The organism is Celeribacter sp. PS-C1 (genome assembly GCF_019429625.1).
GTDB lineage: Bacteria > Pseudomonadota > Alphaproteobacteria > Rhodobacterales > Rhodobacteraceae > Celeribacter.
In genome coordinates this window covers 172330-185386 of record NZ_JAHXRW010000007.1, presented here as the reverse complement: position 1 = coordinate 185386, position 13057 = coordinate 172330, and the positions used below count along the sequence as shown (strand labels likewise).

The following is a 13057-nucleotide window of genomic DNA, read 5'->3' as shown; positions in this document are numbered from 1 at the left end:
GTATACGGTCGTATCCGAAGAGGTCAGCCATGACGCCAGCCAGCTCCCCGCAAGATGACGGGACGATTGCGGAGATCATCTCCGCTCACGCCCATCTCGAAGGTCCGCTTTTGCCTATGTTGCACGCGTTGCAGGAGAGCTTTGGGGTGATTCCCGAGGCGGCGCATGGGCCCCTATGTAAAGCACTGACGATCACGCGGGCTGAGTTGAAGGGCGTGATTTCCTTCTATCACGATTTTCGCGAAGAACCCGCTGGCAAGCATGTGCTGAAAATCTGCCGGGCGGAGGCATGTCAGTCCATGGGCGGCACGGCTCTGGCGGAACGTCTTTTGGAGAAACTCGGTCTGGACTGGCACGGTACGACGCCGGACGGCAAAGTGACGGTGGAGCCGGTCTATTGTTTGGGTCTCTGCGCCTGCGCACCCGCGGCGATGCTGGACGACAAACTGATCGCGCGCGCCGATGAAGCCCGCGTTGAAAAAGCTCTGTCGGAGGTCTCGGCATGAAGATTTACGTCCCCATGGACAGCGCCGCCAAGGCGCTCGGCGCCGATGACGTGGCCGCAAAACTGACGCAAGAGATCGCCGCGCGCGGGATCGAAGCGGAGATAGTGCGCAACGGCACCCGTGGCATGATCTGGCTGGAACCGCTCGTTGAGATCGAAAAAGACGGTGAACGTCTGGCCTATGGTCCGATTGCCGAGGACGATGTCGCGGCTCTGCTCGACGGTCAGATCGACACTCTGGGCAAAGTCGAGGACATTCCCTTCTTCGCCCGTCAGACCCGCCTGACCTTTGAGCGCTGTGGTGTGATCGACCCACTGTCTTTGGCCGATTACGAGGCCCATGGTGGTCTCGAAGGCCTCAAACGCGCGATTGGCATGTCGCAGGACGCGATCATCGACGAGGTGAAAACCTCCGGCCTGCGTGGTCGTGGCGGTGCGGGCTTCCCGACCGGCATCAAATGGGACACCGTTCGCCTTGCCCATGCGCCGCAAAAGTACATCGTCTGCAACGCCGACGAGGGCGACAGTGGCACCTTTGCCGACCGGATGATCATGGAGGGCGACCCTTTCACCTTGATCGAAGGTATGGCCATCGCGGGTCTCGGCTGTGGCGCCACCAAAGGCTACGTTTATACCCGCTCCGAATACCCGGATGCGGTCGCGGTGATGCGTCGGGCGATTGAAATTGCGCGGGCCGCCGGTGTTCTGGGCACCAATGTGCTGGGCTGTGGCCGCGCCTTTGACATGGAGGTCCGCGTCGGCGCGGGCGCCTATGTCTGCGGTGAGGAAACGTCCTTGCTCAACTCTCTCGAAGGCAAACGCGGTGTGGTCCGCGCCAAGCCGCCGCTTCCGGCGCTTGAGGGCTTCTTGGGTCGTCCGACCGTGGTGAACAACGTGATCTCTCTGGCGACCGTACCGGTGATTTTCGCCAAGGGGGCGGAGCATTACGCCAATTTCGGCCTCGGGCGTTCGAAAGGCACCATGCCGATCCAGATCGCGGGCAATGTGAAATTCGGCGGGCTGTTCGAGACCGCATTCGGCATGCCGCTTGGCACGCTGGTCAACGAGGTCGCGGGCGGCACCGCCTCCGGGCGTCCGGTCAAGGCTGTGCAGGTTGGAGGGCCTTTGGGGGCCTATCTGCACACCGATCAATTCGACACGCCCTTCGGCTACGAAGAGTTCGATGGCCAGAAGGCGCTGATTGGCCATGCCGGCATCGTGGTGTTCGACGACACGGCGGATATGCTCGCCATGGCGCGGTTTGCGATGGAATTCTGCGCGGTGGAGAGCTGTGGCAAATGCACGCCCTGCCGCATCGGTGCCGTGCGGGGCGTCGAAACGCTTGACCGCATCAAAGAGGGCGATGCGAGCGCGATCCCCTTGCTCGAAGACCTGTGCGAAGTCATGACCGACGGCTCGCTCTGTGCGCTGGGCGGCTTTACGCCCTATCCGGTGCTCTCGGCACTCCGTCATTTCCCCGAAGAATTCGCCCCGCAGAAGGAGGCCGCAGAATGAAAGATTTCATTATTCCCTGGGAAAACGGGACCGGCATTCAGGACGACATCGACCGTGGGACCCCCGCCAAGACGGGCAAGCCGGTGACACTGACCATCGACGGTATGGAGATCACCGTGCCGGAGGGGACCTCCGTGATGCGCGCGGCGTCGGAGTTGGGCATCCAAGTGCCGAAACTCTGCGCCACCGACAGCCTCGAGGCCTTTGGCTCCTGTCGTCTCTGCGCTGTCGAGATCGAGGGTCGTCGTGGCACGCCCGCGTCTTGCACCACGCCTGTGCATGCCGGGATGAAGGTCCACACCCAGACCGACAAACTGCGCCGCATCCGCAAGGGCGTGATGGAGCTTTATATCTCCGATCACCCGCTCGATTGCCTGACCTGTTCGGCCAACGGCGATTGCGAATTGCAGGATATGGCGGGGGCCGTGGGCCTGCGCGATGTGCGCTATGAAGCGCCGAAAAACGCGCCGCTCGCGAACCATTTCGAGGCGCGCAATACCTCTGGCGAGGCCAATCCCGAATGGCTGCCCAAAGACGACAGCAACCCGTATTTCTCCTACGATCCGTCGAAATGCATCGTTTGCAACCGCTGTGTGCGGGCCTGTGAAGAGGTGCAGGGGACATTTGCTCTGACCATCGAAGGCCGTGGCTTTGACAGCCGCGTGGCCGTGGGCGCAGAGAACTTCCTCGCCTCCGACTGTGTGTCCTGTGGCGCCTGTGTTCAGGCCTGCCCGACCGCAACGCTGCAAGAAAAATCCGTGATCGAAATGGGGACGCCGGACCGTTCCGTCGTGACCACCTGCGCCTATTGCGGTGTCGGCTGTAGCTTCAAAGCGGAGATGCAGGGCGATCAACTGGTCCGCATGGTGCCGTACAAGCACGGCAAAGCCAACCGGGGGCATTCCTGTGTGAAAGGCCGCTTTGCCTATGGGTATGCCACCCATCAGGATCGTATTTTGAGCCCGATGGTGCGCGACAGCGTCGATCAGCCGTGGCGCGAAGTGTCCTGGAACGAAGCGCTGTCTTTCGCGGCGAAAAAGCTCGTCGGCCTTCAGCAGAAATACGGTCAGAAGAGCATTGGCGTGATCACCTCGTCGCGTTGCACAAACGAGGAAACCTACCTCGTCCAGAAACTCACCCGTGCTGTGTTTGGCAACAACAACACCGACACCTGCGCGCGCGTGTGTCACTCTCCGACCGGCTACGGCCTCGGCCAGACCTTTGGCACCTCCGCGGGCACGCAGGATTTCGACTCTGTCGAAAAATCCGACGTTGTCGTGGTGATCGGCGCGAACCCGACGGACGGGCACCCGGTCTTTGCCTCGCGCTTGCGCAAACGTCTGCGCGAAGGCGCCAAGCTGATCGTGGTCGACCCGCGTCGCATCGATCTCTTGGAAAGCCCGCATATGGGCGAGTCGCATCACCTGCCGCTCAAACCCGGCACCAACGTCGCTGTGGTCTCTGCGCTGGGTCATGTGATCGTGACCGAAGGCTTGTTCGATCAGGACTTTATCGCGGAACGTTGTGACGTTGATGCGTGGGAAGATTACAAAGCCTTCATCTCCGATGAGCGTCATTCGCCCGAGGCGACCGAAGCGCTCACCGGTGTGCCGGCAATGGCATTGCGCGAAGCTGCGCGCGCCTACGCGCAGGGTGGTAACGGCGCGATCTACTACGGACTCGGCGTCACTGAACATTCGCAAGGCTCGACCACGGTCATGGCCATCGCCAACCTCGCGATGATGACCGGCAACATCGGCCGTGAAGGCGTGGGTGTGAACCCGCTGCGCGGGCAGAACAACGTGCAGGGCTCCTGCGACATGGGCTCTTTCCCGCACGAGTTGCCGGGCTATCGCCATGTGAAACAGCCGGAAGTGCGCAAAATCTTTGAAGACACCTGGGGCGTTGAGCTGGACGCTGAGCCGGGCCTGCGCATTCCAAACATGTTGGATGCCGCTGTCGATGGCACCTTCAAAGGGCTCTATTGTCAGGGCGAAGACATCCTGCAATCCGACCCGGACACCAAACATGTGGCCGCCGGTCTCGCCGCCATGGAATGCGTCATCGTGCATGATCTCTTCTTGAACGAGACTGCAAATTACGCCCATGTTTTCCTGCCCGGATCGTCCTTCCTCGAAAAAGAAGGCACATTCACCAACGCCGAGCGCCGCATCAACCGCGTGCGCAAAGTGATGGCGCCGAAGAACGGCTATGAGGATTGGGAAGTTACCCAATTGCTCGCCAACGCGGTTCTTAAAGAGACCGGTGGCAAGCCTTGGGCCTACGCCCATGCGGCGGAAATCATGGCGGAGATCGCCGCGACCACGCCGTCATTTGCGGGTGTCGATTACGCGGTGCTTGAAGAGAAAGGCTCCGTGCAATGGCCCTGTAACGAGGAGCATCCGGACGGCACGCCGCTCATGCATGTCGACGGCTTCGTGCGTGGCAAGGGGCGGTTCATCGTGACCGAATATATCGCGACAGACGAGAAATCCGGGCCGCGGTTCCCGCTTTTGCTGACCACGGGGCGTATTCTGAGCCAGTATAACGTGGGCGCCCAGACTCGGCGGACGGAGAACTCCGTCTGGCACGATCAGGACGTGTTGGAAATTCACCCGCATGACGCAGAAAATCGCGGTCTTCGTGATGGCGATTGGGTTCGGTTGGCGTCGCGCTCTGGCGAGACGTCTCTGCGCGTCAAGATCACCGATCGGGTCAGCCCGGGCGTGGTCTACACCACCTTCCACCACCCGGACACGCAGGCCAATGTCATCACCACGGATTACTCCGACTGGGCGACGAATTGCCCGGAATATAAGGTGACGGCGGTGCAGGTGTCGCCGTCGAACGGCCCGTCGGAATGGCAGGAACGCTACAACGCGCAGGCCGAGCAATCGCGCCGGATCGAGGCCGCTGAATGACCACGGTCGACGCCCTCCCGGAAGAAGCCCCTGTCGCGCTCGTTTATAACGGGTCGACGGCGGCTGTCATGATGGCGTCGCCCTTTGATTTACCTGAGTTTTTGACCGGCTTTGCGGTGTCCGAGGGCATCGTGTCCGCGGCCTCTGACGTGACCGAAATATCGGCGTTCAAACATGCTCACGGCTATGAGGTGCGCGGGCGCATTCCTGACGACCGCTCGGAGGCGATGGATGCGCGGCGACGGGCTTCTGTCGGGCCTATGGGCTGTGGGTTGTGTGGCATCGAAAGTCTAGATGAAGCGACTGCTTTTCCGGGGACGGTTAAGCCGATGGTTGCAGGGCTGGAAACCCATGCCCGCGCTGCTTTGGACGCGCTCAACGCCGGACAAAAGCGTCGTGATCAGGTGGGGGCGATGCATGCTGCTGGCTTCTTCACGGATCAGGGGCTCATTGCCTTGCGCGAAGACGTAGGGCGGCATAATGCCCTCGACAAACTCATTGGTGCGCTGGCCGGAACGGATGTGAGCGAGGGGGCTGTGATCATCACCTCCCGGCTTTCCGTCGATCTGGTGCAAAAATGCGTGCGCGCCGGGATTTCCGGCCTCTTCGCTTTGTCCTCGCCGACACGCGCGGCGGTGGAGCTGGCAAAAGACACAGGACTGACTTTGATGGTACTGCGCCGCGAGGCGGTGGTGGCCTATACGGATGAAAAGGAAGATTGCGCATGACCGATGCGAAAATGGTGCTGATGGCCAATCAGATCGCGAGCTTTTTTGCCACTCAGCCGGGCGAAGATCAGGCTGCGGGTGTGGCTGCTCATCTCAAGGATTTTTGGGAGCCGCGGATGCTCAACCAGCTGAAGACCTATCTCGGGCAGGGTGGCGAAGGCTTACATGCTCTGGTGATTGAGGCGGGTCAGACGCTCTAAGAGAGCACGAGAGCGGCCAAATCGACATTAAAAAACCCCGCCGGTTTGGCGGGGTTTCGTTGTTTTGGCGCCTTAGGAACGAGGACGTTCTTTTTTCGGATCGTAATGCGGGAAGGGCGCGACGCGGGCCGAGTAGCGTTTGAGGTGACCGTCAAGCTGGCCGACCTCGACCTGTGTTCCTTCCTCGGCATGGGCCACGTCGATGCGTGCGAGTGCAATCCACTGACCGGTGCGGGGAGAGCGCATGGCGGAGCAAATTTCGCCAACCTGCGCGCGCCCGATGCGGATGCAATCGCCATGCGCCACGGCGTTCTGCCCGTCGATCTCAAGCCCTACGAATTTTCGAGACGGCGTTTCCTTGCGGCGCAGCAGAGCATCGCGCCCGACGAAATCTGCAGTCTTGGATTTCAGCGGCACGGTAAAGCCGACGCCGGCCTCGAAAGGATCTGTCTGATCGGAGAAATCATAGCCCGCGAACACCAGCCCGGCCTCGATCCGCACGAGGTCCAGAGCCGCGAGGCCCATGGGCTTCATGCCGACCTTTTGACCGGCCTCCCAGACCGCTTTGAAAATCTCCGCGCCATGTTTCGGATGACAGAAAATCTCATAGCCCAACTCGCCGGTGTAGCCTGTCCTCGAGATAACCACGGGGATGCCTTCGTGGTCGCCAAGGCGCGCGGGCGTAAAGCGGAACCAGCCCATCTCCATCAAATCAGGATGGTGCGGAGCTGTCCAAAACAGCTCATTGATCAAATCACGCGATTTCGGACCTTGAACGGCGAGGTTGTGCATTTGGTCGGTCGAGGAGCGGATCATGACATTGAGACCAAGACGCTTCGCCTCTTCGCGCATCCAAACGCCGCCCTCATCCGAGCCGCCGATCCAGCGGAAATTGTGTTCGCCCAGGCGGAACAAAGTGCCATCGTCGATCATGCCGCCGTGCGGGTAGCACATGGCGGAATAGACCACCTGACCAATGGCGAGTTTCTCGACATTGCGAGTCAGAACCCAGTTCATCAGCGCCTCGGCATCGGGGCCGGTGACCTCGAATTTACGAAGCGCGGAGAGGTCCATGACCACGACGTCTTCGCGACAAGCCCAGTAGCTCTCGACGGGATCGCATTCCGGGAAGGAGTTGGGTAGCCAGAACCCGTTGTAGTCGGCAAAGTCGCGGGTCATCGTGGCAAAGGAATCGTAGAAACCGCTTTCACGCGTCATGATCGGATCCTCGTCAGGGGTCGGGCGCCAGGCGGTGGCGCGGGAGAAACGTTCCTCGGCGCTGTAGGTGCGCACATGGATGTCGGTGAGGTGCCAGCCATTGGCGGCAGAGGTGTCATCGGGGCAGGACGACGAGACGCAGACCAGATCGGTGAGCGCGCGCAACAACACGTAATCGCCGGGACGGGACCACGGCTCATCCGCCAACATCACGCCATGTTCGTCGACGCCCGTGTTGAAAAAGAAATTCGCCGCCATCCAACCGGGACGGGCGGGGATGCCATAGGGGTCGAGAACCGCGTTGAAATTGTCGGAACAGTTTGCGTGACCGGGATAGCCGATATCGTCGTAATATTTCGCATTACAGGCCAGACCAAAGGCGTCGTGACGGCCACAGGTGTCTTGGACAACTTCGACCAAAGGCGTCAGGTCATGGTCGAAATATTTCGAGTGTAGGCCCGGCATCGGGTAGGCGTGACCCTGGATCGTGCGGGTGGTTGTGACGTCGAGCGGGTGGAAAATGCCCTTGTCGACCTTGCGCGCGTCGAAGCACTGGAAATCGGTGCACTGACGGCCATCGACATCCATGATCTGGATGAATTCGCCCTTTTTGACCGTATAGGCCTTGGCCGTGGCGGAGGCGATGCGGATGTCTTGCAAAGTGTCGGCGAGCGGGTCGGGCAGGGCGAAACTGCCCTCATGGCGGGCCTCCGCTCGGGTGATTGTGACCGTGAGCGGCGTGGCGGTATTCTGCGCCTCGAAATCGGGTTCCGGGGCCGGGGCGGTGATCAAGAGCCAGCCTGCGTTTTGCGCGGTAAAACTGACGCCTTCGCCCGCCGGGCTTGTCGCGGAAAAGAGGCCGATGGTCTTGGCGCCGGCCAGCTCAATCTGGCGTTTGGCGAGGCCCAAACGGAGACGCGCCATGCCGGGCAGGGCGCTGTTGACGGTGGCGCGCAGATCGTCGCCGGAGGCGTCGGCGGACCAGCCCAAGACGCTCGCGTCGACGCGACCGTTCGTGTGCGCCGCGAGCAATTCACAGCGCTGCCCGCCCTCGGAGTTGGTGACGGTGATCCGATCACCGGGCTTTACTTCAAGCAAAGACGCCCCACCGCCTTGGACGGTGTGGCGTTCCTCGTTGGAGGCCAGCCGGTAGGCGCCTGCGCGACGCGGAAGAGAGGCCGTTGGCGGGCCGGATCGAAAGGGAAGGCCGGAAGGATCGAGGATCAACGGGATCTCCATCGGTCAGAATAAAAAAATCCGGGGGTGCGGGGACGCGGCCCCCGGATCAGGGGAGGGAAATACGCGCCCGGTCACCCGGACGCGAAGATCGGTTAGTTCTGCAAGTAGGCTTCCATGCTGTCGTCCAGCGCATCTTTCCACGGCGTGTGGTGGACGGGCGCCATGGTGCCGGTGATGACGGAGGTGTAGGAATTGTTGCGGAAGTCCATGATGTCCTTCGCCTTGTGTTTCTTCCACTCCATGAACGCCTCGGTCGCGCCATCGACATTGAACGACGGGTAGTCCGTGTCAGCGATGAGTTCTTTGATGTATTCAGCCTGATAGTTGATGGCGTATTTCACATCGTCAGAGGCGTCTTCGCGCTCCACACGTTCCACAACGTCAGCTTCGAGAACGGCTTTGTCGGCGGGCACTTCGATGCGGTCCATGATGATATCACGGACATACCACGCCTGCGCGTCGAACATGTTGAAGGTGAACCACTGGTCCTGCATCCCGAGGTAGAACATCTTCGGGTTGTGGACGTAGACCACGCCTTTGTAGAGATCGGCGGTCGCCAGACGGTTCTTGGTTTTGAGGCGCAGATCGTCGGGCAGGAAGGGGAAATAGTGTTTGTAGCCGGTGCACAGGATGATCGCGTCGATGTCCTTGGTGGTGCCATCGGCGAAATAGGCGGTCTTGCCCTCAACCTTTTGCAGCGCCGGTTTTTCTTCCCAATTGTCCGGCCATTTAAAGCCCATCGGCGCGGAGCGGTAGCAGGTGATGATCGAGTTGGCGCCGTATTTCCAGCACTGCGATCCGATGTCTTCGGCGGAGTAGGAGGACCCCATCAAAAGCACATCCTTGCCTTCGAATTCGCGAGCGTCGCGGAAGTCGTGGGCGTGAACGATGCGGCCGTTGAACTGATCGAATCCCTCGTATTCTGGCACGTTTGGCGAGGAGAAGTGGCCGGAGGCGACGATGACATTGTCAAAACGCTCTTTGTAAACGCGGTCCTCTTTCATGTCGTGTACGGTGACTTCGAAATCGCCTTTCTCGGCGTCATATTCGACCCAACGGATCACGGAAGAAAAGCGGATCCACTTGCGCACGTCGGCCTTGAGCACGCGGCCTTCGATATAGTCGAACAGCACGGCGCGCGGCGGGTAAGACGCGATTTGTTTGCCGAAATGTTCCTCAAAGGAATAGTCGGCAAATTCCAAACCCTCTTTCGGGCCATTGGACCAGAGGTAGCGGTACATAGACCCGTGCACAGGTTCGCCATTCTCATCGACACCGGTGCGCCAGGTGTAGTTCCACAGCCCGCCCCAGTTCGATTGCTTCTCAAAGCAGACGACTTCCGGAATCTCGGCGCCTTTCTGGGCGGCGGATTGGAAAGCACGCAGTTGAGCGAGGCCGGAGGGGCCAGCACCGATGACGGCGACTCGTTTGGTCATATTGAAAACTCCCGTTGGTTGAGCGTGTGTTGGTATGGACCAATAATCAAGATTGGTTCTTTTGGATTTACTCTGGTTTGGTCCAAAAATTTTCTACTGGTCAATGAATTTTCCTTAGAGGAATATGTGAATCGGGAAATCTCTCGGTCCATTGACCTATTTTTGAGCGCGAGGTGAAAAAATGAGCAGCGCTTCGCTGGCGCAGAGACTGGCCGTCGCAGGCACCCTGCCGCGCCTTAGCGTGCAGGATCGTGCCCCCATTCGCATTGGCGCGCTGGTGCCGATGTCGGGGGCCGAGGAATTCTGGGGGCGCCCGGGAGTCGAGGGCTGTCAGCTTTGGGTCGATTGGATCAACGCGCACGGCGGCATGATGCTGGGCGGACGGCGGCACTTGGTCGAGCTGAGCGTCTATGACAGCGGTGACGGGCCGGAGGCGACGCTTGAGGCCGCGCGGCAGATGGTCGAGACCCAGCGCGTGCGGCTGGTCCTGACCTTGGGCGGCGGCGACATGGCGCTGGCACTGCCGTATCTGATGCAACGTCGCATTCTGACCGCGACACTGTTGCCGTCGGACCTTTCTCCCGATCACCCCTTTCTCATCGCGCCCGCCGAGGTGCACCCTTTCTTTAATGTCACCGGAGTCGACTGGTTGGCTCGCACCCGGCCCGAGGCGATGCGTGTGGCGCTCTGTTCCCAGCGGGACCTCATGGGTCTGCCGTCTCTGGCGACCTACCGCGCCGCCTTCGATGTTGCAGGCCGCGAGGTCGTGCGGGAGGTGCATTATGAAGCCGAGGCAGGGGACGCGCGCGCCATCGTCGCGGAGATGCTGGCCTCCGATCCCGATGTGCTCTGTTGGTGCTCGTCTGCGCCGCCGATGATCGAGGAACTGACCGTGGCGGCTTATGAGGCCGGGTTCACGGGCGAGATTCTCGCCTGTACCTGCGATAATTATCAGCGGCTGATCGCCCGCACCTCGCCCGACTTCATGGAGCGCTTCACCTTTCAGTTTCCTGATTTCGACGATGCGGCGCTGGCCGATACGGCATTTTTCTTTCACCGGCCCAAGGCCTTTTTCGACGCCTATATCGACCGCTTCCCGGATCACTGGTCTGCGGTGAGTTGGGAATATGCCTCTATTCTGGACCTCTGGCACGATGCGGTGGAGACGGCTGACAGCCTCAACGCGTCCTCGGTTTTGGCTGCGCTGAAACGGGGCCGCCGGATGCCGCATGCCTTCGGGCTCGCGACATGGTGGGGCACGGATGTCTACGGCATCGACAATGCGCTGGTCGGCGATTGGCCGGTGGTGGCGATCCGTGAGGGCAAGGCCGAGATTCAGGAATTCGGCTCGGTGCTGGGCTGGCTTGAGGCCCATGGGGGCCGCTTGATGGAAGAACTGGGCGCACTTGGCCAACTTTGGCACCAGCGCGACAAACCCGATTTAACACGCGCGTTAGCGCAGGACTGACCGCCAAAACGCGGGCCGCACATATAAGCGAGGCATAAAGTGACAGGAGAAACGAATTTGAAGCGAGAAGAGACTGCCCTGCGTCAAAACCCCCATGCCGTGAAAGAGCAGCGGGAAAAGAACCTTGAGGTTGCCATCGGACGGCAGGTGCGCGAGTTGCGCAAACGTCAGCGCCTGACTGGTGCCGATCTGGCGGCACAGACCGGGCTGTCGGTGGGGATGCTCTCGAAGATCGAAAATGGCGTGATCTCTCCCTCTCTCAACACGATCTCTGCGCTGGCCCATGCGTTGAAGGTGCCACTGGTTCAGCTGTTCTCCGGCTACGAGGAAGAGCGCGGTTGCATGCATGTGAAAGCGGGCGAGGGGGTCGAGATCGAACGCGAAGGCACCCGCGCCGGGCATCAATACAGTCTCTTGGGGCATATCGGGTCGAACAATTCGGGCGTTGTGGTCGAACCCTATCTGATCGAACTGACCGATGCCTCCGACCGGTTTCCGGCGTTTCAGCACGAAGGCATCGAGCTTTTGTATATGCTCGAGGGGCGCGTCGATTACCGTCATGGCGACAAGATCTATGCGCTGGAGCCGGGTGACACGCTTTTGTTCGATTCGGATGCGCCGCACGGGCCAGAGGTCATCAAAGAACTGCCTGCCCGCTATCTGTCGATCATCACCTACCCGCAGGCGCGCTGAGTCTCCGGGGATTGCCTCCGATTCTGCGCCGTTTCTGCCGTGATTTTTACATTTTGATTATTTTCTGGGCGAATTTCGCGGCGCCGAGCGGTTGTTGAGTAAAAAGAAAGCATATTTCCTGTGGATAAGTATTTTTTCCGAGGAGGAGAAAAACTTTCTTGAAGAGAAAATAGATTTCCCGCTAGTGATGTTGGTGACGGCGCAAGACGCCGATAACCTCACCCACTATGGAGGAACCTATGTGTGGCATTGTTGGCCTCTTCCTGAAAAAGGATGAATTGCGCCCCCAGCTGGGCGATCTGCTGACCGATATGCTTATCACCATGACCGACCGCGGCCCGGACAGCGCCGGGATCGCGATCTATGGCGATGAGACGGACGGCATGGTGAAAATCACCGTTCAATCGGACACGCCCGCCGAGGCCTTCGCCGATCTCGATGCCGCCGTGTGCGCCGCCATCGACGCGCCGGTGACGATCAAGGTGGTCGATACCCACGCGGTTCTGACCCTGCCGGAAGCGGCCGAAAAAGCCGCCATCGCCGCCCTCGAAGAAAAGGGCCTGCGCATCATGGGCTCTGGCGCTTCCATGGAAATCTACAAAGAAGTCGGCCTTCCGAAAGACGTCGCGGCCCGCTTTGGTCTGCGCGATATGGGCGGCTCCCACGGTATCGGCCACACCCGTATGGCGACTGAATCCGCCGTGACGACAATGGGCGCGCACCCGTTCTCCACCGCCGACGACCAGTGCCTCGTGCACAATGGCTCGCTGTCGAACCACAACCAGATGCGCCGCAAACTCGCTAAGAAAGGCGTGTTCACCCGCTCCGAGAACGACACCGAAGTGGGCGCGGCTTACATCTCGTCCCGCATCGCGGATGGCGCATCTCTGGGCGAAGCGCTCGAAGGCACCATTGAGGATCTCGACGGTTTCTTCACCTTTGTGACCGGCACCAAGAACGGCTTTGGCGTCGTGCGCGATCCGATCGCCTGTAAACCCGCCGTGATGGCCGAGACCGAAGACTACGTGGCCTTCGCGTCTGAATATCGCGCGTTCGCAGACCTGCCGGGCATCGAAGCCGCCCGCGTCTGGGAGCCGGAACCTGCAACTGTTTACTTCTGGGAGCGCTGATCCA

The 13057-nt window shown here is 60.5% G+C and carries 10 protein-coding genes; 8 read left to right on the top strand and 2 right to left on the bottom strand.

Annotated elements, in window-relative coordinates:
• Positions 1-29: 29 nt before the first annotated feature.
• The 5 genes from J5Y17_RS12315 to J5Y17_RS12295 are packed head-to-tail and all read left to right on the top strand — an operon-like array spanning position 30 to position 5869.
• A complete protein-coding gene (locus tag J5Y17_RS12315) occupies positions 30-506 on the top strand; it encodes a formate dehydrogenase subunit gamma (protein WP_219785549.1) in 477 nt (158 codons plus the stop codon).
• A complete protein-coding gene (locus J5Y17_RS12310; protein WP_219785548.1) occupies positions 503-2020 on the top strand; it encodes an NADH-quinone oxidoreductase subunit NuoF in 1518 nt (505 codons plus the stop codon). The genes J5Y17_RS12315 and J5Y17_RS12310 overlap by 4 nt, the downstream gene beginning before the upstream one ends.
• The gene (fdhF, locus tag J5Y17_RS12305; RefSeq protein ID WP_219785547.1) at positions 2017-4941 is read left to right on the top strand and encodes a formate dehydrogenase subunit alpha; all 2925 of its coding nucleotides are present in this window, start codon (positions 2017-2019) and stop codon (positions 4939-4941) included. Before J5Y17_RS12310 ends, fdhF begins: the two co-directional genes overlap by 4 nt.
• Positions 4938-5669, top strand: coding sequence for a formate dehydrogenase accessory sulfurtransferase FdhD (fdhD, locus tag J5Y17_RS12300; RefSeq protein WP_219785546.1), 732 nt, complete (start codon positions 4938-4940; stop codon positions 5667-5669). Before fdhF ends, fdhD begins: the two co-directional genes overlap by 4 nt.
• The gene (locus J5Y17_RS12295; RefSeq protein ID WP_219785545.1) at positions 5666-5869 is read left to right on the top strand and encodes a formate dehydrogenase subunit delta; all 204 of its coding nucleotides are present in this window, start codon (positions 5666-5668) and stop codon (positions 5867-5869) included. Before fdhD ends, J5Y17_RS12295 begins: the two co-directional genes overlap by 4 nt.
• Before the next feature lie 72 nt (positions 5870-5941).
• On the opposite strand, the gene J5Y17_RS12290 is transcribed toward J5Y17_RS12295, so the two are convergent.
• Positions 5942-8311, bottom strand: coding sequence for a DUF1989 domain-containing protein (locus J5Y17_RS12290; protein WP_370628940.1), 2370 nt, complete (start codon positions 8309-8311; stop codon positions 5942-5944).
• A 107-nt stretch (positions 8312-8418) separates the two neighbouring features.
• Entirely contained in the window at positions 8419-9762 is a 1344-nt protein-coding gene (locus J5Y17_RS12285) for an NAD(P)-binding domain-containing protein (protein WP_219785543.1), read from the bottom strand.
• 181 nt (positions 9763-9943) lie between these two features.
• Between J5Y17_RS12285 and J5Y17_RS12280 the strand changes: the two genes are divergently transcribed.
• The 3 genes from J5Y17_RS12280 (at position 9944) to J5Y17_RS12270 (ending at position 13053) form a co-directional block, all read left to right on the top strand.
• Positions 9944-11230 (top strand): ABC transporter substrate-binding protein, encoded by a 1287-nt coding sequence (locus tag J5Y17_RS12280; protein ID WP_219785542.1) that lies wholly within the window; start codon positions 9944-9946, stop codon positions 11228-11230.
• A 57-nt stretch (positions 11231-11287) separates the two neighbouring features.
• Entirely contained in the window at positions 11288-11923 is a 636-nt protein-coding gene (locus J5Y17_RS12275; RefSeq protein ID WP_219785541.1) for an XRE family transcriptional regulator, read from the top strand.
• Between the two features lie 239 nt (positions 11924-12162).
• On the top strand, positions 12163-13053 hold the full coding sequence (locus J5Y17_RS12270) for a glutamine amidotransferase family protein (RefSeq protein WP_219785540.1): 891 nt from the start codon (positions 12163-12165) through the stop codon (positions 13051-13053).
• The last annotated feature ends 4 nt before the right edge of the window (positions 13054-13057 follow it).

Bases quoted from the DNA above. Each gene is read 5' to 3' on its own strand.
- J5Y17_RS12270 (WP_219785540.1), top strand. From the start codon at position 12,163: ATGTGTGGCATTGTTGGCCTCTTCCTGAAAAAGGATGAATTGCGCCCC.
- J5Y17_RS12295 (WP_219785545.1), top strand. From the start codon at position 5,666: ATGACCGATGCGAAAATGGTGCTGATGGCCAATCAGATCGCGAGCTTT.
- J5Y17_RS12285 (WP_219785543.1), bottom strand. From the start codon at position 9,762: ATGACCAAACGAGTCGCCGTCATCGGTGCTGGCCCCTCCGGCCTCGCT.
- J5Y17_RS12310 (WP_219785548.1), top strand. From the start codon at position 503: ATGAAGATTTACGTCCCCATGGACAGCGCCGCCAAGGCGCTCGGCGCC.
- J5Y17_RS12315 (WP_219785549.1), top strand. From the start codon at position 30: ATGACGCCAGCCAGCTCCCCGCAAGATGACGGGACGATTGCGGAGATC.
- fdhD (WP_219785546.1), top strand. From the start codon at position 4,938: ATGACCACGGTCGACGCCCTCCCGGAAGAAGCCCCTGTCGCGCTCGTT.
- J5Y17_RS12280 (WP_219785542.1), top strand. From the start codon at position 9,944: ATGAGCAGCGCTTCGCTGGCGCAGAGACTGGCCGTCGCAGGCACCCTG.
- fdhF (WP_219785547.1), top strand. From the start codon at position 2,017: ATGAAAGATTTCATTATTCCCTGGGAAAACGGGACCGGCATTCAGGAC.